The sequence below is a fragment of the Sphingomonas sp. SDUR79 genome, assembly GCF_056821745.1.
This window is the reverse complement of record NZ_JBPDIN010000001.1, coordinates 42,777-63,302: the sequence shown is the minus strand read 5'-3', so window position 1 is coordinate 63,302 and position 20,526 is coordinate 42,777. Positions and strand designations below refer to the sequence as shown.

Here is a 20,526-nt window from a genome sequence, read left to right as displayed (position 1 = left end):
CCGCGCGCGCTGCCGGCGCATAGCGCGGGGCCATGAGCAAGACGCCGATCAAGTCGCTCGCCGAGGCCGTCAATACGCGCCTCACCGATGGAGCCCTGCCGGGGGAGCTGGAGGGGTTCGACGACACCGCCCGCGCCGCGGCCGCAAGGTTCGTGGCACAGGCCGCGGCGACGCGTGCGCCCGGCATACCGGGCATCGCGCTCGAAACCGGGCTGGGTGACGACAGCCGCGCGATGCGGCTGGCGGTGGTCAATGACGACATGCCGTTCCTGGTCGATTCGATCGCGGCAACGATCGCCGCGCACGACATTGCGATCCGACGCATCATCCATCCGGTCGTCGCGGTCGAACGCGCGGGTGATGGCACGCTCGCCGGGATCGGCAGCGGCGGATCGCGCGAATCGATGGTCTATCTCGAGCTGGAGCGCGCCGATGCGCGTGACCGCACGGGCCTGGTCCGCGATCTCGAGCGCAATCTGGGCCATGTCCGCGCCGCCGTGACCGACTGGACCGAGCTGCGCCGCGCGATGAGCGACGATGCCAACCGCATCGCCGATACCGAGGGTGCGGCGCTGCTGCGCTGGTTCCAGGGCGGCAGCATGACGCTGGTCGGCCATGAAAACTGGCACCGCGACGGTAGCGTGACGGATGCGGCGGGCATTTGCCGCATGACGCTCGATACGCCACTGCTCGCCGATGCATCGCGCCAGCTGGCGATCGAATGGTTCGAACAGGGCGGTCAGCCGCCGCTGCTGCTCAAGTCCAACTTCATCTCCACCGTGCATCGCCGTGCGCCGCTCGACCTGGTGCTGGTGCCGCTGCGCGATGGGCCGCGGGTGACCGGTCTGTCGATCCATGCCGGGCTGTGGACCAGCGCCGCGCTGCATTCGACCCCGGACGAAGTGCCGATGTTGCGCGCACGCATCGCCGCGCTGGAAAGCAAATTCGGTTTCGACCCGCGTGGCCATACCGGCAAGGCGCTGGCCCATGCGCTGAGCGGCCTGCCGCACGACCTGACCACCGCCTTCCCGGCCGACGCGCTGGAGCAGATTGCACTGACCGCCATGTCGGTGACCGATCGCCCGCGACCCAAGCTGGTGCTGATCCGTAGCGCGCTGGGCCGCCATCTCTTCGCTTTTGTGTGGCTGCCGCGCGATGACGTGTCGACCGGTCGCCGCGTGGCGATCGGCGAGCTGCTGGAACAGCGCGCCAATGCCTCGCTGCTCAGTTGGTCGATCGCGCTCGAGGACGGGCCGGTTGCGCTGCTGCGCTACACGCTCGACCTGCGCGGCGAGGGGCGCATGCCCGATGCCGCCGCGCTCGACGTGGAGCTGGAGCGGATGGTACGCGGCTGGCTGCCCGCGATCGAACATGCGCTGCGGGAGGATGGCCTGTCCCCGTCGCGCGCGGCGAGGCTCTCCCTGCGCTACGCTCCATGCTTCCCGTTCGCCTATCGCAACGGCAATCCGCCGGAAGAGGCGGCGCGCGACATCGTGCGCATCGCCGGGCTGAGCGATGCACAGGCGCGCTCGGTGCGCATCTACCCGCATGATGGCAAACTGCGGATCAAGCTCTACCGCCTCGGTGGACCGCTGCCGCTGTCCGACGCGGTCCCGGTGTTCGAGAATTTCGGATTCCGCGTGATCGAGGAAGTGCCGACCGCGCTGGCGGGGGATGCGGATGGCTATATCCATGATTTCGAGGTCGAGCTGCCCGGCGGCGGGTCGCTCAAAGGCGAAACCGAGGTCGTCGAAGACGCGATTGCCGCGGTGCTCGAACTGCGCGCGGAAAATGACGCGTTCAACCGGCTGATCGTCGAAGCGGGACTTGCCCCGGCGTCGGTCGTGCTGCTGCGCGCGTGGTTCCGTTATCTGCGCCAGACGGGGCTCAGCTATGGGCTGGTCACGGTGGTCGAGGCACTGCGCCGCGCGCCGGCAGTCGCGACCGCGCTGGTCGACCGCTTCGCCGCTGCGCATGATCCGGCGCGGGCGAAAGACAGCGCGGCTGCTATCGCCGCCGCCGATGCGGCCATTGCAGCGGGTCTCGACGCGGTCAGCGCGATCGACGACGACCGCATCCTGCGCGCCATTGCCGGCGTAATCCGCGCGACGTTGCGCACCAATGCCTTCGCCCCGGCCGCCGCCGAAGCGCTGGCGTTCAAGCTGGACAGCAGCCGCGTGCCGAACCTGCCCGCGCCGCTGCCATGGCGCGAAATCTGGGTCTATAGCCCCCGCGTCGAGGGCATTCATCTGCGCGCCGGCCCGGTCGCGCGCGGCGGGCTGCGCTGGTCTGATCGCCGCGACGATTTCCGCACCGAGATACTCGGCCTGATGAAGGCGCAGCGCGTCAAGAACGCCGTCATCGTGCCGACCGGGGCGAAGGGCGGTTTCTACCCGAAGCAGCTCCCCTCCCCCGCCATCGACCGCGATGCGTGGTTCGAGGAGGGCAAGGAAAGCTACCGCATCTTCATCCGTTCGCTGCTGTCGATCACCGACAATATCGTCAGCGGCGCGGTGGTGCATCCCGACAGCGTCGTGATCCATGACGGCGAAGACCCGTATTTCGTGGTCGCCGCCGACAAGGGCACCGCGACGTTCAGCGACGTTGCCAACGCCATCGCGATCGATCGCGGATTCTGGTTGGGCGATGCCTTCGCCAGCGGCGGGTCGGTCGGGTACGACCATAAGGCGATGGGCATCACCGCCAAGGGCGCGTGGATCAGCGTTCAGCGCCACTTCCTGGAGCTGGGCACCGACGTCCAGACCGACACGATCCGCGTCGCGGGTTGCGGCGATATGTCGGGCGACGTGTTTGGCAACGGCATGCTGCTGAGCAAGGCCATCAAGCTGGTCGCGGCGTTCGACCATCGCCACATCTTCCTCGATCCCGATCCCGATCCGGCGGCGAGCTGGGCCGAGCGCGCGCGGATGTTCGCGCTGCCCCGGTCGAGCTGGGCGGATTATGATCCGGCGCTGATCTCCACCGGTGGCGGCGTGTTCGCGCGGTCGGAGAAGTCGATTCGGCTGACCCCGGAAGTCCGCGCGGCATTGGGCATCGAGGCGGAGGAGATGGAGCCGAACGCGCTCATCTCCGCGATCCTCAAGGCACCGGTCGACCTGATCTGGTTCGGCGGCATCGGCACCTATGTGAAGGCCGCGGCCGAGGCGCATATCGAGGTGGGCGATCCCGCCAATGATCGCCTGCGCGTCAATGCCGAGGATCTGCGCGCGCGCGCGATCGGTGAAGGCGCGAATCTGGGCGTGACGCAGGCGGCGCGCATCGCCTTCTCCGCCCGTGGCGGGCGGATCAACACCGACTTCATCGACAATTCGGCCGGCGTCGATTGTTCGGATAATGAGGTGAACATCAAGATCGCCCTCAACCGCGAGGTGATCGAGGGCCGTCTGGAGATGGGCGACCGCAATACGCTGTTGGCGTCCATGACCGACGATGTCGCGCATCTGGTGCTGGAGGATAACCGCCTGCAGACGCTGGCCTTGTCCTTCCTCGAAAATGATGGCCCGGTCGCGGTGCCGAGCTTTGTGCGGCTGACCGAAATCCTCGAAGCGTCCGGCCGGCTCGACCGCGCGGTCGAGGGGCTGGCGACCAATGAGGAATATCTGCGCCGCGCGCAGGACGGCGTGGGGCTGACCCGCCCCGAACTCGCGGTGCTGCTGGCGACCAGCAAGCTGGCGTTGCAGGATGCGATCGAAACGGGCGGGCTGGGCCTCGACCCGGCGTTGGAGAGCGACCTGATCGCCGCTTTCCCGACGGCGATGCAGGAGCGGTTCAAGACCGCGATCCTCGAACATCGCCTGCGCGGCGAGATCGTTGCGACCAAGCTCGCCAATCGCATCGTCAACCGCCTGGGCGTGCTGCACCCGTTCGAGCTGGCCGAGGAAGAGGGCGCATCGCTGCGCGACATCGCGATGATGTTCGTGGTGACCGAACGGCTGTTCGGCCTCCAGCCGCTCTGGGCGGAGATCGAGACCGCGGCGATGAGCGAGGGCGCGCGCCTTGCCGTGCTCGACGAAATCGCCGTCGCCACCCGATCGCAGATCGCCGACCTGTTGCGCGTGTGCCGCCCGGGCGAAGACATCAGCGTGATGCTCGACCGCCTGAAGCACGGCATCGACAGCCTCGACCGCCAGGCCAAGACGCTGCTCAAGGAAGAGGCGCTGGCGCAATCGGGGCGGATCGCCGCACAGCTGGAGGCGGCGGGCGCACCGGTCGCGCTGGTGGCGAAGATCGTCCGCATCTTCGAACTCGACGGCGCGGTGGGCCTTGCCGATCTTGGCCAGCGGCGCGGCATCGGCGAGACCGAGCTGACCCACGCCTTCACCCATCTGGGGCAGGCGCTGGGGCTGGACTGGGCGCAGGCGAACGCGGCGCGCATCGTGGCAGGCGATCCGTGGGAGCGGTTGCTGATCGCGGGCCTGGCGCGCGACTTCCAGCAGTTGCGGCTTGAGTTCCTCGCACGCGGCACGGGCAAGGATCCCAAGGCCGAGGTCGATGCCTGGCTGGCGGAACATGCCGCGCGGGTCGGGCAGTTCGTGACTCTGATCGAGCGCGCGAAGAAGGCCCCGGCGCCGAATGCGGCGATGCTGGCGCAGATCGCTGGGCAGGCGCGGGTGCTGCTGGGGCGGTGAAATCGGGGGTGGGCGAGATCATGCGCCATGTGTGAACTTGCCCCCTTTCCGTCGATGCTCGATGCGGTCATTGTAACCAAATAGGTTATTGTAGGAAAGCGTGGCGCGCAAAGCCGCAGATTTCTGCGGATTTTGGGCTGATAGCAGGCGCGCTGGCCGTGCTGAAACAGGTCGAGATCGGGGCGAAAAAGCCCGGGGTGTGGGACCATGTAATGCGAACATGCCGCGTGAAAACGCGCCATGGGGCTACGCACGCATCCGACAAACCTCCTCGCGGATGTCGCAAAAGTGCTCGATCGCGCGATCAGGCACCGACGATGCTGACGCAGATCGCGGGACAGGCGCGCGTGCTTTTGAAGCGGAAAATGATTCATTCCTCCCCCGGAGGGGGAGGTGGCACCGCGCAGCGGTGACGGAGGGGTAGCTTCGTCAAGCGACGTCGCCCAGAGTTGAGCTACCCCTCCACCGGCTTCGCCGGTCCCCCTCCCCCTCCGGGGGAGGAATTTCAATCGAATCGGCCGCGAATCCTCCCCAACCACGCATTGTAATTGCGAATCACTCGCGCTAATGCTGCGAACGAATCGCAATTAGGCTCTTTTCACCCCGATGCACGGAACCACCACGACCGCGCGTGCCAAGCGCAGCCGCAAGGCTTTCTGGCTGAAGCAGCTGCACACCTGGCACTGGATCAGCTCGGCGATCAGTCTGGTCGGGTTGCTGCTGTTCGCGATCACCGGGTTCACGCTCAACCATGCCGCCGAGATCGAGGGATCGCCGCAGACGGTGGAGCGGGCGGCGCAACTGCCCGCGCCGCTGCTGCCCGCGATCAAGCCCGATGACGCGGCGGATGCCAAGAAGCCGCTGCCCGCCCCGGTCGCCGAGTGGGTCGAGGGCAATCTGGGCGTCAAGCATGCGCGCGGCGATGCCGAATGGTCGGCGGATGAAATCTACCTCGCCCTCCCCCGCCCCGGCGGCGATGGCTGGGTCGCGATCGACCGCGCGAGCGGGGCGGTGACCACCGAGAGTACCGATCGGGGCTGGATCGCCTGGCTCAACGACCTGCACAAGGGCCGCAACAGCGGCACGGTGTGGAAGTGGTTCATCGACATCTTCGTGCTCGCCTGCATCGTCTTTTCGCTGACTGGCCTCGTGCTGTTGCAGATGCATTCCAAGAACCGCCCGAGCACCTGGCCGCTGGTCGGCGCGGGCCTCGTCATCCCCGCGATCCTCGCGATCTTCTTCATCCATATCTAAAGGGAGCCACCTTCCATGCAGTTTCGCGTAACCGGATTGACCGCCACTGCGCTTGGCGCGGGCCTGTTCGCGCCGGGGATGGCCGCCGCGCAGACGATCGACGTCTCGGTCACCATCCCGCGCCTGACGGTGGCCGAATATCACCGGCCCTATGTCGCGATCTGGATCGAGAAAGAGGGCGGCCCGGCCCAGACCCTCTCCGTCTGGTATGATGTCGACCTGAAGAACAATGAAGGCACAAAGTGGCTGCGTGACGTGCGCCAATGGTGGCGCGCATCCGGCCGCACGATGCGCTTTCCCGCCGCCGGCGTGACCGGCGCGACCAAGGCTCCGGGGACGCACAAGGTCAGCTTCAAGCCGCAGCTGGGTGCCGGCAATTACACGCTGGTGGTCGAGGCCGCGCGTGAGGTGGGCGGGCGCGAGCTGGTCCGCATCCCCTTCTCGCTGCCCAAGGGCGGCACCGCGCGCGCCGCCGGCAAGACCGAGCTGGGCGCAGTGACTCTCACCGTGCGGCGCTGAGCGGTGCAGTCGGCACGCGCCACCCTTCCACGTCATCCCCGCGCAGGCGGGGATCCATTGCCGGTGCCGGCGCGGGTCTTTCGATAAGCCAGCCTGAATGGATTCCCGCCTTCGCGGGAATGACGGAATTGCCTATTCAAACAGGGAACCCAAACCAATGACAAAGTTCCGTAATGTCCTGATCGCCACCGCCATTGCTGCGGTCGCCCTTCCCGCCAGTGTCCAGGCGCACCGCCAGTGGATGCTCCCGTCGATGACTGTCGTTTCGGGCGAGGGTGCAGACGTGTGGGTGACGATCGACGCCGCCGTGTCGAACGACCTGTTCTATTTCGAGCATCAGCCGCTGCGCGCCGACATTGCGGTGATGCTGCCCGACGGCACGCCGGGTGAGGTCAAGAACAAGGCGACCGGGCGCTATCGCACCACGCTCGACGTACAGATCCAGCAGCGCGGCACGTACAAGATCTACTACGCCAGCGAAGGCGTGATGGGATCGTACAAACTGAATGGCGAAGAGGTACGCATCCCGCGCGGCACCACTGCCGACAAGCTGGCCAGCGTGATCCCGGCGGGCGCGACCGACGTGCGCACGTCGGTCAACAGCAACCGCAACGAGATTTTCGTGACTGCGGGGGAGCCGACCACCACCGTGTTCAAGCCGGTCGGCAAGGGCATCGAACTGGTGCCGGTGACCCATCCCAACGACCTGGTGATGGGCGAGGACGCGACCTTCCAGTTCCTGCTCGACGGCAAGCCCGCCGCGGGGCTGGCGGTGACGGTGATCCCCGGCGGCATCCGCTATCGCGACCAGCTGCATCAGCAGGATCTGAAGACCGGCGCGGACGGCAAGGTCACGATCAAATGGACCGAGCCGGGCATGACCTGGATCAACGTCACCACCCCGCGCGCGGGCGGCGAAGAGGGCGCGCCGCCTGCGCCGGGCGCGCGCCGGGCGAGCTATGTCACGACGGTCGAGGTGATGGCACCCTGACGCCCGAACCCCGCATCGCCATTCCCGCGACGCTGTCGCCCGCTGCCTTTCACCGGCGGCGGGCGCATGCGCGGGTCGAGCGGTTCGGCGGGGAGACGATGGGCACGCGCTGGTCGGCGCAGATCGTCGCGCCGCCACCCGGCGTGGCGGCCGCGATTGCGGGCGTGCTGGCGCACATCATTGCGCAGATGAGCCATTGGGAACCAGCCTCGCAGCTCAGCCGGATCAACGCCGCCGCACCGGGCGGGTGGCACGGCATTGCGCCCGAGTTCGCGCACGTCATTGGCGTCGCGCTCGACATCGCGGCGCGGTCGGAAGGGGCGTTCGATCCGGCGATGGGGGCGCTGGTCGACCTGTGGGGCTTTGGCCCGCCGGGGCCGCGTGGCGGCGCGCCTGAGGCCGCCGCGATCAACGTTGCGCGCGCCGCGATCGGGCCGGGCGCAATCGAACTCGATGCCCCGTTGCTTCGCCTGCGCCGCACCCGACCGGCACGGCTGGACCTGTCGGGGATCGCCAAGGGCTATGCCGTCGATGCGGTCGCGGCGCGGCTGCGCGCGATGGGCTGCGCCGACTTTCTGGTCGAGATTGGCGGCGAGCTGATCGGCGCGGGGATTCAGCCCGATGGCCAGCCCTGGTGGGTCGATGTGGAGGCACCGCCGGGCGCGGCGCTCGCCCCGCTGCGCATCGCGCTGCACGGGATCGCGGTGGCGACGTCGGGGGATTATCGCCGGAATTCGGCTGACGGCAGCCACAGCATCGACCCGCGCACCGGTCGCCCGATCGCGCATGGCACCGCGAGCGTTACCGTGATCCACGCCGATTGCTGTCACGCCGACGCCTGGGCGAGCGCGCTGACGGTGCTGGAGCCCGAGGCGGCGATGGCGCTGGCCGAGCGCGAGGGGCTGGCGGTGCAGCTGGTGGTGCGGGGTGGTGGGGAGTGGCTGTCGGGTGGGTTGCGGGCGATGCTCGACTAACCCCCCATCGTCTGCCCGGGCTTGACCCGGGCCCGGGCTTTCTTGGCCAAGAAGAAGAAGCCTTGGCCCGGGTCAAGCCCGGGCAGACGATAAACCTACGCGTCCGCCCAACGCCGCAACAGATTGTGATACACCCCGGTCAGCTCGATCACGCTGCGATCCGTGCCGCCGAGCTGGCCGGTCAGCCGCTGGACGCTCTGGTCGAGGTCGAACAGGATGCGGCGCGCGCCGTCGTCGCGGACCATCGACTGAATCCAGAAGAACGACGCGACCCGGCGCCCGCGCGTGACCGGTTCGACCTTGTGCAGGCTGGACGAGGGATAGAGCACGGCGTTACCGGCAGGCAGCTTGACCCGCTGCACCCCGAACTGATCCTCGATCACCAGCTCGCCGCCGTCATAGTCCGCCGGGTCTTCGAGAAACACGGTCATCGACAGGTCGCTGCGGATGCGGAATTCGGTGCCGCGCTGAATGCGGATGGCGTTGTCGACATGAATGTCGAACGTCTGACCCTCGCCATAGCGGTTGAACAGCGGCGGATAGACCTTGAGCGGAAGCGCGGCGGCGAAGAACAGGGGCGACTTGCCGAGCGCGTCGAGCACCATCCGGCCGGCCTGATGCGCGGCTTCGCTCGCCTCGGGCAGCTGTTCATTGTTCTTGGCGAGCGCCGATTGGTGGCCTGACGTCGCGTTGCCGTCCTGCCACGGCCCGTCGTCGATGATCCGGCGGAGCGATGCCACCCCAAGGCGGTCGAGCAGGTCGGGAATCGCGATCAGCATGTTGGCTTCTTTAGTTTGGTTTCAGCAAAGCTGAAACGGTCGCCGCACCGGCCCACTCCCCCACCCGGCCACCCAAACAGCGTATCCTAGATGGGTGGCCGGGTGGGGGAGTGGGCCGGTGCGGCTTCAGCGAAGCTGAAACAAGAAAGGGGGTCGGAGCGGATGGAAGCCGGGGGACAGGGATGGCCCCACCCGCTCCTCCCCCTTTAGCCCTTAGAAGCGGTAGCCGAGCGTCAGCACCGCCGCGCGCTTCTCGCCCGCGGTCGCCCAGCCGACGGTAGTGCCGGCATTGGCGCGTACGCGGGTGAAATAGTCCGCGTCGGTGACATTCTTGACGTTGAGCTGCGCGGTGAAGTTCTCACCGATGTCATAGGCGAGGAACGCGTTGTGGACCCAATAGTCGGCGACGCGGAAGATCTGTGTCACGGTATCGGTCGGCACGTTGAGCGCGAAATCGCCCTGATAGGTCACGCCATAGCCGATGCGCAGCCCGAACGGCAGCTTGTAGGTGGTGAACAGGCTGCCCGAATGGGTCGGGGTGTTCTGCAGCGCCGCTCCCACCGCCGGGTCGGTCGCCGCGCCATCCGCCGCGTTCTGCAGGATCTTGCTATCGAGATAGGTGTAGTTGGCGGTGATCGACCAGGCGTCGCTGATCTGCCCGGTGACGCCAAGCGCGATGCCGTTGACGCGCGAGCGGCCGTCGAGCTGCTGTTCGGGAATCTGCGGGTCGACCGATGCGACCTTGTACTGGTCACGCTCGTTGCGGAACGCGGCGAAGGTCAGCAACAGGTCGCCGCCCATGAGTTCGGCCTTGGCGCCGATCTCGTAGTTGAGCGCGCTTTCGGGCTTCACATTGCAGGTCGCGGCGGTGCAGGAGCCGTTGACCGAGGTCTTGGACGGCGTCTTGGAGTTGCCATAGGCGGCGTAGAGGCTGACTTCCGGCACCGGCTTGTAGACGAGGCCGACGCGGTAGCTGAACAGATTGTCGCTATTGTCGAAGCGCTCGCCCGGCGTCACCTGCCCCAGGTTGCTGCCCGAGGATGCCACCGTGTCCGCGCGATACCAGCCGCTGTTATGCTCGTACCGGACGCCGCCGTTCAGCTCCAGCTGATCGGAAAAGGCGATGGTGTCGAACAGATAGACCGCGACATTCTCCAGCTCGCCATTCTGGTGCTGGGTCGGGATGAAGTTGACCGGTCCGGTATAGACGTTGCTGCCATAGGTGAAGCCCGCCGGACCCGCGACGACGTCATTCGGGTTGGCGATGTTGATCAACGGCCAGCCGGCGGCATTGGGGTTGCTGCCATCGGCGTTGCGCAGCGAGTTGCCGGTGCGCAGGAAATATTTCTCCCACGCCGCCGAGAAGCCGAGCACCAGCGTGTGCGAAAGGCCGCCGGTGCCGAATTCGGCGCGCAGATCGGTCTGGGTATAGCCAAGCTGGTTGCGCGAATCGCGCGTATTGCCGCGCGGACCGCCGGGGACGTAATAGCCGGGGTTGGCGCAGGCCGCGCCGAGCGGGGTCAGACCGGTCGAGAGGCAGAAGGTGCCCTGGGGCGGCGCGACGCGGATGAACTGGCGCACATCCTGCCACCGCGTCAGGTTGCGGATGCTGAGCGACTTGCTGAATTCATGTTCGAAGATCGCGGTCGCCTGATCGACATTGGTCTTCTGGATATCGATGTTGCGATAGCCGAAATAGTCGCTGGCATCGACTTCGGGGATCAGCCCGCCCGAGCCGACATAATAGGGGACGCCATATTGCGGGATGTTCGTGTCCTGCTGGTGGACATATTTCAGCGTCAGGCTGGTCGGCCCGCCAATGCCCAGCGTGACCGAGGGGGCGACGCCCCAGCGTTCGTAATTTTCGACGTCGCGGCCGGGAATGTCGTTCTGGTGCACCATCGCGTTGAGGCGGACGGCGACGAACTCGCTCGCGCGGACATTGGCGTCGAGCGTGCCGCGATAATAGTCGTCGGTGCCGACGCCGCCATTGACGACGACCTGGGTGCGCTCCAGCGGCCGCTTGGTCACGATGTTGATCGATCCGCCGACCGAACCGGCGCCGCCATAGACCGAATTGGCCCCGTTCACGACCTCGACCTGCTCCAGGTCGAAATTGTCGGTGCGGCTATATTGCGCGCTGTCGCGGACGCCATCGACGGTGATGTCGGTGTTCGCCGAATAGCCGCGCAGGGTGATCGAATCGCCATAGCCGGCGCCGCCTTCGCCCGCGCCAAAGGTGATGCCGGGGACGGTCGACAGCACGTCGCGCAAGGTGAGCAGATTCTGCTCCTCGATCGTCTTGGCGGTCAGGATCGTCACTGTCTGCGGCGTATCGCGCACCGGGCGCGTCGCCTTGGGGCTTTCCTGCTCCGACTTCACTTCCTTGCCGGTGACGACGACATCGGCGCGGTCCTGTTCGGTGACCGGGTCCGCCGGATCGGCGGCATAAGCGGGCGCGGATGCGACGAAGCCGATCGCGGCGAGCGCCAGGAATGCGGGCGCGGCGCGATGGCCGTCCGACGTAGTGCGAGACATGGAAAACCCCTTTCGATTGTCGTTGGGGTCCCGCTATTGAGAGTCGTTCTCACTGTCAACACTAATGAGAATCGTTTTCAATATTGTCGCAACCTTGTCGCAGCACCTTCCGCATCGGCAAGCAGCCAGCTGCGCAACGCACTGGCGAGGTTGGGGGGATCGTCAGCCTGAATGCGTACATAATCGACCTGCGCGACCAGCGCGCTGAGCGGCAGACCGCGCGCTGCCGCAGCAGCTTCCAGCGCCTCCCAGAATATCGGCTCCAGACTGATCGAGGTCGGGTGCGCGGCGATCGTCATCGATCGCTTGACCGGCGGGTGGAACCCGCCCGGCGGCGGCGCGATGCCGCCGGGTGCGTCAGGCATCGAGGTCGAACAGCGACGCCAGCTGCTCGATCATCGTGCCGGCCAGCTGGTCGACATCCATGATCGTGACCGCCCGCTCATAATAGCGGGTCACGTCATGGCCGATGCCGATCGCGACCAGCCCGACCGGCGAGCGGCTTTCGATCCATCCGATCACCTGGCGCAGGTGCCGCTCCAGATAGGAACCGCTGTTCACGCTCAACGTCGAATCGTCGACCGGTGCGCCGTCGCTGATCACCATCAGGATCTTGCGATCCTCGGGCCGCGCGATCAGGCGGCTGTGCGCCCATAGCAGCGCTTCGCCGTCGATATTTTCCTTGAGCAGCCCTTCGCGCATCATCAGGCCGAGCGACTTCTTGGCGCGGCGCCACGGTTCGTCGGCCTGTTTGTAGACGATGTGGCGGACGTCGTTGAGGCGCCCCGGCTGTGCCGGGCGGCCTTCCGCCAGCCATTTCTCGCGGCTCTGCCCGCCCTTCCATGCGCGGGTGGTGAAGCCCAGAATCTCGGTCTTGACCCCGACCCGCTCCAGCGTGCGGGCGAGGATGTCCGCGCTGATCGCGGCGATGCTGATCGGGCGGCCCCGCATCGACCCCGAATTGTCGATCAGCAGCGTGACGACCGTGTCCTTGAACTCGGTATCCTTCTCGACCTTGTACGACAGCGACTGCATCGGGTTGACGATCACGCGGGCGAGCCGGGCGGCGTCGAGCAGCCCTTCGTCCTGATCGAAGTCCCAGCTGCGGTTCTGCTGCGCCATCAACCGCCGCTGCAGCCGGTTGGCGAGTTTGGTCACCACGCCCTGAAGGTTCGACAACTGCGTGTCGAGATAGGCGCGCAGCCGGGTCAGTTCCTCATCGTCGCACAGGTCGGTGGCGGCGATGACCTCGTCATATTGATGGGTGTAGGCGCCATATTCGAACTGCGGCGGCAGATCGGACCAGGGACGGTTGGGGCGGACGGGCATCATGCCTTCATCCCCCGGATCGCCGGGCTCGCCCTCACCCTCCTCGAACTCGCCTTGTTCCTGCTCGGTTTCCGGGCCGTCCTCGCCCTCGCCCTCGCGCTGTTCGCCGCGCGCGTCGATCTCGCTCTCGCCGGTGTCGCCGGCCTCGTCGCCAGCGTCCGCCTCGCTCTCGTCGGCCTCGTCGGTGCCTTCGTCCTCGCCGCCGCCGTCTTCCGATTCCTCGGGGACCAGATCGCCCTCGGTCAGCTCGAGATCGGCGAGCAGATTGCCGACCAGCCGTGCGAACGCCGCCTGATCGTCAATGGCCAGCGCCAGCGCGTCGAGATCCGCCCCGCCCTTGTCCTCGACCCAGTCGCGCACCAGCGCCAGCCCCAGCGCGGCGGCGGCGGGCGATTCGCGCCCGGTCAGGCGCTCGCGGACCAATAGCTGCACCGCAGTCGACAACGGCACCTCGTCGCGCGTCCGCGCCCGGCTGATGGGGTCGGACCGCATCTTCATCTCGAGCGCGCGGTCGAGATTGTCGGCGATCCCGGCATAGCCGCGCGATCCCAGCGCCTCGACCCGCGCCGTTTCCACCGCATCGAACACCGCGCGCGCGACCGACTCCTTGGGCGCTGCCTTCAGATGCGTGGCAGCATCGTGCAGCCGCAGCCGCAGCGCATAGCCATCGGCAAAGCCGCGCGCCTCAGCCACCTGATCGGGCGGCAGATTGCGGCCCGGCATCGGCACCTTGATGTGCCGCCCCGACTGCGCCGGCGCATCGGCGGAGAAGGCGAGTTCCAGCTCCGGCTCATGGCTAAGCGCCCGCGCGGTCCCCGCAAGGACGGACTTGAACTGGTCGAGGGGGGAGTCGCTGGCCATGCTCAGGTCACCGGGAAAGGCTCACGCCTTCCCCACCACGCTCTCGGGCAGGTCCTTGCCGAACACGCGCTGGTAATATTCCGCGACCAGCGACCGTTCCGCCTCGTCGCACTTGTTGAGGAAGCTCAGGCGGAAGGCGAAGCCGACATCCTTGAAGATCTCGGTATTCTGCGCCCAGGTGATGACGGTGCGGGGCGACATCACGGTCGAGATATCGCCGTTGATGAAGCCGCGACGCGTCAGCTCGGCGACGCGGACCATGTTCTCGACCATCTCCTTGCCGCCCGGCTTGTCATATTCGCCGCTCTTGGCGAGCACGATCTGTGCCTCGACTGCGGCGGGGAGGTAGTTGAGCGTGACGACGATGTTCCAGCGGTCCATCTGGCCCTGGTTGATCTGCTGCGTCCCGTGATACAGACCGCTGGTATCGCCGAGGCCAACGGTGTTGGCGGTGGCGAACAGGCGGAACCAGGGGTTGGGGCGGATCACGCGGTTCTGGTCGAGCAGGGTCAGCTTGCCCTCGGTCTCCAGCACGCGCTGAATCACGAACATCACGTCGGGGCGGCCGGCATCATATTCGTCGAACACGAGCGCGGTCGGGGTCTGCAGCGCCCAGGGGAGCAGGCCTTCGCGGAATTCGGTGACCTGCACCCCGTCCTTGAGCACGATCGCGTCACGGCCGATCAGATCGATGCGGCTGATATGCGCGTCGAGGTTGATGCGGATGCACGGCCAGTTGAGGCGCGCGGCAACCTGTTCGATGTGCGACGACTTGCCGGTGCCGTGATAGCCCTGGATCATCACGCGGCGGTTGTGGGCGAAGCCGGCGAGGATCGCGAGCGTCGTGTCGGCGTCGAAGACATAGGCCGGGTCGAGATCGGGGACGCGCTCATCCGCCTCGCTGAACGCCGGCACGTTCATGTCGATGTCGATGCCGAACAGGTCGCGGACGCTGACGCTCTTGTCAGGCGCTTCCAGGATCGTGGTCTCGCGGCTGTCGGGCTGGGTATTGGGGATGCTGGTCATCGGGGTTCCGGACTCGGGACAGGTGTTTGGCGGTGCGGTATCGGCTCGCGCCCCGCTCCGCAAGCGAACTAGTCTTCAGACCATTTTCGCGGCAGCGGGAAGCGGGTCACGAACGCCTCGGCAAGCGCGTGGTCGCCGTCGATCCTTAGCACCCCCGCCGCCTCCAGCTCCGCCAGCGCGCCGCCATAGACCGCGCCCGCAATCGCGGTCGGGGGACCGTTGAAGATCACGTCCGCACCGCTCGGGTCGCCGCGCTTCAGCTCGATCCCGTCGCGATTGTAGCGGCCGACAAACGCGTCGTCGCTCATGCGGAACCCGATGACGAAATCGAGGTCGCCGGTCAGCCCCGGATTGTGCATGGTCCGCAGCGACATCATCGCCGACGCCGCCGAGAGATGCAGCGTCGGATCATGTTCGGGCGACCGCACCGCCCAGGCACCGAGCAGCTGGATCGGCTTTTCCGCCTCATAGCCCCAGGGGGTCAGCGCATAAACCTGAGCATTCGCCGGCGGGGGCAGCTTTTGCCGGGTGAGGATGCCCGATTCCTCCATCCCCTCCAGCCGCTGGGTCAGCACATTCGCCGACAGGCCGGGCAGCGCCGCCTTGATCTCGCTAAACCGGCGCGGGCCGAACATCAGCTCGCGCACGATCATCAATGACCAGCGCTCCCCCACCAGCTCCAGCGCCATGGCCGTGCCGCAGGCGTCGTCATACCAGCGGCGGCGTTCGCGCTTCAACGGCTCCACCTCGCGTCACACTTAGTCACTTTTTCTAACTTCATAGTTGCTTTTGATAACTCATCGGGGCATCACGCTCAAGCAAGCGATTCGGAACCATAGAGTTTCCCGGACGCGTCGCAGGAGAAGCGCGATGCCGAAGATGATCTTCGTGAACCTGCCGGTGAAGGATGTGGCGGCATCGACCGCCTTTTACGAGGCGATCGGCTTCACCAAGGATGCGCGCTTCAGCAACGAGGTGGCGAGCGCGATGACGTGGTCCGACACGATCACGCTGATGATCCTGGGCCAGGATTTCTACGCGACCTTCATCCCGCACAAGACGATCGCCGATTCGACGAAAGTGAACGAGGTGCTGCTGTGCCTGTCGTTCGACAGCCGCGCGGATGTCGATGCGATTACGCAGAAGGCGGGCGCGGCGGGCGGCAAGGCCGATGTCCGGCCGCTGCAGGATATGGGCTTTATGTACGGTCGCAGCTTCGAAGACCCGGACGGACATATCTTCGAACCGATGTTCATGGACATGGAGGCCGCGATGGCCGCTTTCCCCGAAGGTCCGGCGCACGAACCGGCCTGAAACGCCCCCCAGGAGAGATGTCATGACCCGCATGACCACGTGCATCTGGAGCAACTATACCGCCGAGGAACAGGCGGCGTTCTATACGTCGCTGATCCCCGACAGCCGCATCGTCCGGGTCGAACGCACCCCGATCGACACGCCGAGCCAGAAGGCGGGCGAGGTCATCCTCGCGGTCATCGAGCTGGCCGGACACGAATATCTGCTGCTCAACGGCGGCCCGATGTTTCCGCAGACCGAGGCGGTGAGCTTCATCATCCACACGCCCGATCAGGCCGAGACCGACCGGCTGTGGGCTGCACTTACCGCCGATGGCGGGGCGGAGAGCCAGTGCGGCTGGTGCAAGGACAAATGGGGGGTCAACTGGCAGGTTACCCCCGACCGGTTGATGGAGCTCGTCTGGGACAATCCCGACAAGGCCGCGGCACAGCGCGCGATGCAGGCGATGATGCCGATGAAGAAGATCGACATCGCCGCCATCGAAGCGGCCGCCGCCGCGGTTCCAGCCTGAAGGGAGCATCGCATGCCGATCGATCCGTCCGCACCGATCACCATCACCGCCTTTGACTGGGTGCCGCCCTTTGCACAGGGTCAGGTCCGCGACCTGCGCGTCCGCTGGGCACTCGAGGAGGTCGGGCAATCCTACGCCGTCCGCCTGTTGCCGCAGGGCGACCAGAAGCACGAACCGCACCGCGCGCTTCAGCCGTTCGGTCAGGTTCCGACATTCGAACATGACGGGCTGACCCTGTTCGAATCCGGGGCGATCGTACAGCATATCGCCGAACGCTGGGACGGGCTGTTTCCGGTCGATCCCGCCGCCCGCGCGCGCGCGATCGAATGGATGTATGCCGCGCTCAACACGGTCGAACCGCCGCTGACCGACTATGCCATCGCCACGCTGTTCGAAGCGGACAAGCCATGGTCGAAGCCGCGAATGCCGGCGGTGAAGGCGCGGATCGACGAGCGGTTCGGCGAGCTGGCGAAACGCCTGGGCGACCGGGAGTGGCTGGACGGCGACGTCTTTACCGCCGGCGACCTGCTGATGGTCGCGGTCCTGCGAATGCACGAGGGCAGCGACCTGCTCGACCCCTATCCCAATCTGATCGCCTATGTCGCGCGCGGCACCGCGCGTCCCGCCTTCCAGCGCGCGCTCGATGCGCAGATGGCGGGCTTCACCGGATCGCCGCCGCCGCACATCGCGGCGTGGCTCGAACAGCAGAAGCAACTCGAAGGAGCGGCCCAATGACCTATGTCGAAGGATTCCTGACCCCCGTCCCCACCGCCAACAAGGCGGAGTATATCAAGCACGCCCATAGCGCGATCGACCTGTTCAAGGGGCTGGGCGCGACGCGGTTCGTCGAGGCGTGGGGCGATGATGTGCCCGACGGCAAGGTCAACGACCTCAAACAGTCGGTCGGGCTGAAGGACGACGAGACGGTGTTGTTCAGCTGGCTCGAATATCCCGACAAGGCGACGCGCGATGCGGCCAATGAAACGATGATGAACGACCCGAATGCGCTGGAAGGCATGAAGGACATGCCGTTCGATGGCAGCCGCATGATCTTTGCCGGGTTCGAGGGGATCGTCGATACCGGGCCGGCCACCACCGCGCCGGGCTATATCGACGGCTATGTCCTCCCGGTGCCGACCGCCAAGCGGGATGCCTATCATGAACTGGCGGCGCGGATGGCGCCGATCTTTCAGGCGCATGGCGCACTGCGCGTGGTCGAGGCCTGGGCGGACGACACCCCCGATGGCACGGTGACCGATTATAACCGCGCGACGCACAAACTGGCCGACGAAAGCGTCGTCTATGCCTGGATCGAATGGCCCGACAAGGCGGCGCGCGACGCCGCCTGGGCCGCGATCATGGCCGACGACAGCAACCGCGAACCCGAGCCGCCATTCGACGGCCAGCGCATGATGTGGGGCGGCTTCGCCCCGATCCTGGATACGGCGCGAAGCTGAAACGCCAACCTTGCCTCCCTTCGTCACCCCGGCCCCCGTGCCGGGGTCCACGGGGAGGCAAGCGCGAAGCTCGAGCCTTTACCGCTGCGCGTCGGGCTCAGTGGACCCCGGCACAAGGCCGGGGTGACGGCTTCCTTTTTCGAACGCGATCGAAGGAGCATGCATATGACCAACCCGCATGGCAGCTGGATCTGGTACGAACTGATGACCCCTGACCCCCATGCCTCGCGCGCCTTTTACGAGGCGGTGGTCGGCTGGCGGATCGATGCCGATTCCTATGCACCGGGCGGCGCGGAGTATCGCATCCTCCATGCATCCGATGGCGATGTCGGCGGCATGCTGACGCTCGGCCCGGACATGATCGCGGGCGGCGCGAAGGCCGGCTGGCTTGGCTATGTCGGAGTCGATGACGTCGACGCGAGTGTCGAACGGCTAAAGGCGGCGGGCGGATCGGTGCATCTGCCGCCGACCGACATTCCCGGCGTCGGCCGCTTCGCGATGGTCGCCGATCCGCAGGGTGTCGTGTTCTACGTCATGCGCGGTTTCAGCCCGGAAAGCAGCACCGCTTTTGCCCGGTTTGGCGAGGGCCATGTCAGCTGGAACGAGCTGCAGACCAGCGACGCCGATGCCGGATTTGCCTTCTACAGCACCGTGTTCGGCTGGGAGCGCGCCGGCGGCATGCCGATGCCGTGGGGCGAATACAGCTTCCTGCGCTGCAAGGACGCGGGCGAGGCGATGGACGTCGTATGGGGCGCGATGATGCCGCGCGAAAAGGCCGAGGACCCGGTCGGCTGGACCTATTATTTCCGCGTCCCCGACATCGAAGCGGCCCATGCCAAAGTGAAGGAACTGGGCGGCACGCCGCACAGTGATCCGATGGAGGTTCCAGGCGGCGACCGGGTGTTCCATGCGACCGATCCGCAGGGCGCAATGTTCGGACTGGTGGCGCCGAAATGAGCATTCCCGACCTCTACGCCCACCCCTTCTCCTCCTATTGCTGGAAGGCGCTGATCGCGTTCTACGAGCACGACCTGCCCTTTACGCTGCGCATGGTGTCGCCCGACGAACCGGAAAACAGCGCGCGCTGGGCCGAGCTGTGGCCGTTCAAGCGCTTTCCGCTGCTGGTCGATGGCGATCTGATCCTCGGGGAATCGAGCATTATCGCCGAGCATGTCGATCGCCTGTCCGGAGCACCCCGCCTGATCCCGGCCGATCCTGACGCGGCGCTGCAGGTGCGGATGCTCGACCGATTGTTCGACCAGCAGGTGATGGACCCCGCCGCGCGGCTGGTGTTCAACGCGATCCGGCCCGCCGACAAGCGCGACCCGATGGCGGACGAGCAAGTCGCGGCGCAGCTCGCCACCAGCTATGCCTGGTTCGACAGGCATCTGGCGGGCCGCACATGGGTGGCGACAGACAGCTTCACCCTTGCCGACCTGTCCGCTGCGCCTGCGCTGTTCTACGCAGACTGGATCATCCCGATCCCGGAAGCGCATGCGAACCTGCGCGCCTACCGCGCCCGGCTGCTCGCCCACCCATCGGTTGCGCGCGCGGTCGATGGCGCGCGGCCCTATCGCCATTTCTTCCCGCTCGGCGCGCCCGACCGCGACTAAAGGACCACAGACATGCCACGACGAATCATCGGCGCCGCCTTCCTCAGCCTCGATGGGGTGATGCAGGCTCCCGGTGGCCCGGATGAGGATTGGACCGGCGGATTCGAACAGGGCGGCTGGCTTGCGGCCCTGTTCGATGAGGGGATCGGCAATCAGGTCGATTCGGTGTTCAAGCCGCCGTTCGACTTGCTGCTCGGCCGCCGCACTTATGAGATTTTCGCCGCGCATTGGCCGTTCGCGCCCGAGGGGGACGAGATCGGCGACCTGTTCCGCACCATCCGCAAATATGTGCTGACCAGCCGCGATGCGCCGCTCGCGTGGGAGGGCAGCGAACGGCTGGCGGACATGGACGCGCTCGCCACGCTCAAGGACAGCGACGGGCCGAACCTCGTCATTCAGGGCAGCTCGACGCTCTATCCGCAACTGCTCGAACGCGGCCTGCTCGACCGCATCGTGACGATGACCGCTCCGGTCGTGCTGGGTAAAGGCAAGCGGATGTTCGGTGACGGCACCCCACCCCGGTCGCTCGAACTGGTCGAACATCGCCTGACCCGCAACGGCATCGCGATGGCCACTTATGACGTGAAGGGCGCGGTCGAGATCGCTGATTTCCAGTTCCCCGAGCCGGCCGATGCGGAGATTGTGCGGCGTGCGCGGATCACGGCAGGAGAAGGCTGGTAGCCGGTTGACATATTCTCCTACTGTGATAGT

At 66.5% G+C, this 20,526-nt stretch carries 18 protein-coding genes; 12 read left to right on the top strand and 6 right to left on the bottom strand.

What is annotated here, in order from left to right:
- Positions 1-32: 32 nt before the first annotated feature.
- From ACRYLO_RS00290 to ACRYLO_RS00270, 5 genes are all read left to right on the top strand, one after another.
- Positions 33-4,649, top strand: coding sequence for an NAD-glutamate dehydrogenase domain-containing protein (locus ACRYLO_RS00290; protein ID WP_482658357.1), 4,617 nt, complete (start codon positions 33-35; stop codon positions 4,647-4,649).
- A 606-nt stretch (positions 4,650-5,255) separates the two neighbouring features.
- Positions 5,256-5,903, top strand: coding sequence for a PepSY-associated TM helix domain-containing protein (locus tag ACRYLO_RS00285; protein ID WP_482658356.1), 648 nt, complete (start codon positions 5,256-5,258; stop codon positions 5,901-5,903).
- Positions 5,904-5,918: 15 nt separating this feature from the next.
- Positions 5,919-6,422, top strand: a complete 504-nt coding sequence (locus ACRYLO_RS00280; protein WP_482658355.1) for a DUF2271 domain-containing protein — start codon at positions 5,919-5,921, stop codon at positions 6,420-6,422.
- 157 nt (positions 6,423-6,579) lie between these two features.
- Positions 6,580-7,413 (top strand): DUF4198 domain-containing protein, encoded by an 834-nt coding sequence (locus ACRYLO_RS00275; RefSeq protein WP_482658354.1) that lies wholly within the window; start codon positions 6,580-6,582, stop codon positions 7,411-7,413.
- A 98-nt stretch (positions 7,414-7,511) separates the two neighbouring features.
- Entirely contained in the window at positions 7,512-8,387 is an 876-nt protein-coding gene (locus ACRYLO_RS00270) for an FAD:protein FMN transferase (RefSeq protein ID WP_482661644.1), read from the top strand.
- Between the two features lie 95 nt (positions 8,388-8,482).
- On the opposite strand, the gene ACRYLO_RS00265 is transcribed toward ACRYLO_RS00270, so the two are convergent.
- The 6 genes from ACRYLO_RS00265 to ACRYLO_RS00240 all read right to left on the bottom strand — a co-directional run bounded on the left by ACRYLO_RS00265 (position 8,483) and on the right by ACRYLO_RS00240 (position 15,666).
- Positions 8,483-9,166, bottom strand: coding sequence for a Fe2+-dependent dioxygenase (locus ACRYLO_RS00265; protein ID WP_482658353.1), 684 nt, complete (start codon positions 9,164-9,166; stop codon positions 8,483-8,485).
- Between the two features lie 213 nt (positions 9,167-9,379).
- Positions 9,380-11,704: a TonB-dependent receptor gene (locus ACRYLO_RS00260; protein ID WP_482658352.1), complete on the bottom strand. Its 2,325-nt coding sequence runs from the start codon at positions 11,702-11,704 to the stop codon at positions 9,380-9,382.
- A 77-nt stretch (positions 11,705-11,781) separates the two neighbouring features.
- Complete coding sequence (locus ACRYLO_RS00255; RefSeq protein ID WP_482658351.1) at positions 11,782-12,069, bottom strand: ribbon-helix-helix domain-containing protein; 288 nt, start codon at positions 12,067-12,069, stop codon at positions 11,782-11,784.
- Entirely contained in the window at positions 12,062-13,894 is a 1,833-nt protein-coding gene (gene cobT / locus ACRYLO_RS00250; RefSeq protein ID WP_482658350.1) for a cobaltochelatase subunit CobT, read from the bottom strand. The genes ACRYLO_RS00255 and cobT overlap by 8 nt, the downstream gene beginning before the upstream one ends.
- A gap of 21 nt (positions 13,895-13,915) precedes the next feature.
- Complete coding sequence (gene cobS / locus ACRYLO_RS00245) at positions 13,916-14,920, bottom strand: cobaltochelatase subunit CobS (protein ID WP_482658349.1); 1,005 nt, start codon at positions 14,918-14,920, stop codon at positions 13,916-13,918.
- A 68-nt stretch (positions 14,921-14,988) separates the two neighbouring features.
- Positions 14,989-15,666, bottom strand: coding sequence for a winged helix-turn-helix transcriptional regulator (locus ACRYLO_RS00240; protein ID WP_482658348.1), 678 nt, complete (start codon positions 15,664-15,666; stop codon positions 14,989-14,991).
- Positions 15,667-15,790: 124 nt separating this feature from the next.
- On the opposite strand from ACRYLO_RS00240, the gene ACRYLO_RS00235 reads away from it, so the two are divergent.
- From ACRYLO_RS00235 to ACRYLO_RS00205, 7 genes are all read left to right on the top strand, one after another.
- A complete protein-coding gene (locus ACRYLO_RS00235) occupies positions 15,791-16,234 on the top strand; it encodes a VOC family protein (protein ID WP_482658347.1) in 444 nt (147 codons plus the stop codon).
- Between the two features lie 22 nt (positions 16,235-16,256).
- Entirely contained in the window at positions 16,257-16,745 is a 489-nt protein-coding gene (locus tag ACRYLO_RS00230) for a VOC family protein (RefSeq protein WP_482658346.1), read from the top strand.
- A gap of 12 nt (positions 16,746-16,757) precedes the next feature.
- Positions 16,758-17,480 (top strand): glutathione S-transferase family protein, encoded by a 723-nt coding sequence (locus ACRYLO_RS00225; RefSeq protein WP_482658345.1) that lies wholly within the window; start codon positions 16,758-16,760, stop codon positions 17,478-17,480.
- Positions 17,477-18,202: a DUF1428 domain-containing protein gene (locus tag ACRYLO_RS00220; protein WP_482658344.1), complete on the top strand. Its 726-nt coding sequence runs from the start codon at positions 17,477-17,479 to the stop codon at positions 18,200-18,202. Before ACRYLO_RS00225 ends, ACRYLO_RS00220 begins: the two co-directional genes overlap by 4 nt.
- Positions 18,203-18,367: 165 nt before the next feature.
- Positions 18,368-19,159 (top strand): VOC family protein, encoded by a 792-nt coding sequence (locus ACRYLO_RS00215; protein WP_482658343.1) that lies wholly within the window; start codon positions 18,368-18,370, stop codon positions 19,157-19,159.
- The gene (locus tag ACRYLO_RS00210; RefSeq protein WP_482658342.1) at positions 19,156-19,815 is read left to right on the top strand and encodes a glutathione S-transferase family protein; all 660 of its coding nucleotides are present in this window, start codon (positions 19,156-19,158) and stop codon (positions 19,813-19,815) included. Before ACRYLO_RS00215 ends, ACRYLO_RS00210 begins: the two co-directional genes overlap by 4 nt.
- Positions 19,816-19,827: 12 nt before the next feature.
- Entirely contained in the window at positions 19,828-20,496 is a 669-nt protein-coding gene (locus ACRYLO_RS00205; protein ID WP_482658341.1) for a dihydrofolate reductase family protein, read from the top strand.
- The last annotated feature ends 30 nt before the right edge of the window (positions 20,497-20,526 follow it).

Coding starts and splice junctions, on each gene's coding strand:
- ACRYLO_RS00290 (WP_482658357.1), top strand. CDS start 33: ATGAGCAAGACGCCGATCAAGTCGCTCGCCGAGGCCGTCAATACGCGC.
- ACRYLO_RS00285 (WP_482658356.1), top strand. CDS start 5,256: ATGCACGGAACCACCACGACCGCGCGTGCCAAGCGCAGCCGCAAGGCT.
- ACRYLO_RS00280 (WP_482658355.1), top strand. CDS start 5,919: ATGCAGTTTCGCGTAACCGGATTGACCGCCACTGCGCTTGGCGCGGGC.
- ACRYLO_RS00275 (WP_482658354.1), top strand. CDS start 6,580: ATGACAAAGTTCCGTAATGTCCTGATCGCCACCGCCATTGCTGCGGTC.
- ACRYLO_RS00270 (WP_482661644.1), top strand. CDS start 7,512: ATGGGCACGCGCTGGTCGGCGCAGATCGTCGCGCCGCCACCCGGCGTG.
- ACRYLO_RS00265 (WP_482658353.1), bottom strand. CDS start 9,166: ATGCTGATCGCGATTCCCGACCTGCTCGACCGCCTTGGGGTGGCATCG.
- ACRYLO_RS00260 (WP_482658352.1), bottom strand. CDS start 11,704: ATGTCTCGCACTACGTCGGACGGCCATCGCGCCGCGCCCGCATTCCTG.
- ACRYLO_RS00255 (WP_482658351.1), bottom strand. CDS start 12,069: ATGCCTGACGCACCCGGCGGCATCGCGCCGCCGCCGGGCGGGTTCCAC.
- cobT (WP_482658350.1), bottom strand. CDS start 13,894: ATGGCCAGCGACTCCCCCCTCGACCAGTTCAAGTCCGTCCTTGCGGGG.
- cobS (WP_482658349.1), bottom strand. CDS start 14,920: ATGACCAGCATCCCCAATACCCAGCCCGACAGCCGCGAGACCACGATC.
- ACRYLO_RS00235 (WP_482658347.1), top strand. CDS start 15,791: ATGCCGAAGATGATCTTCGTGAACCTGCCGGTGAAGGATGTGGCGGCA.
- ACRYLO_RS00230 (WP_482658346.1), top strand. CDS start 16,257: ATGACCCGCATGACCACGTGCATCTGGAGCAACTATACCGCCGAGGAA.
- ACRYLO_RS00225 (WP_482658345.1), top strand. CDS start 16,758: ATGCCGATCGATCCGTCCGCACCGATCACCATCACCGCCTTTGACTGG.
- ACRYLO_RS00220 (WP_482658344.1), top strand. CDS start 17,477: ATGACCTATGTCGAAGGATTCCTGACCCCCGTCCCCACCGCCAACAAG.
- ACRYLO_RS00215 (WP_482658343.1), top strand. CDS start 18,368: ATGACCAACCCGCATGGCAGCTGGATCTGGTACGAACTGATGACCCCT.
- ACRYLO_RS00210 (WP_482658342.1), top strand. CDS start 19,156: ATGAGCATTCCCGACCTCTACGCCCACCCCTTCTCCTCCTATTGCTGG.
- ACRYLO_RS00205 (WP_482658341.1), top strand. CDS start 19,828: ATGCCACGACGAATCATCGGCGCCGCCTTCCTCAGCCTCGATGGGGTG.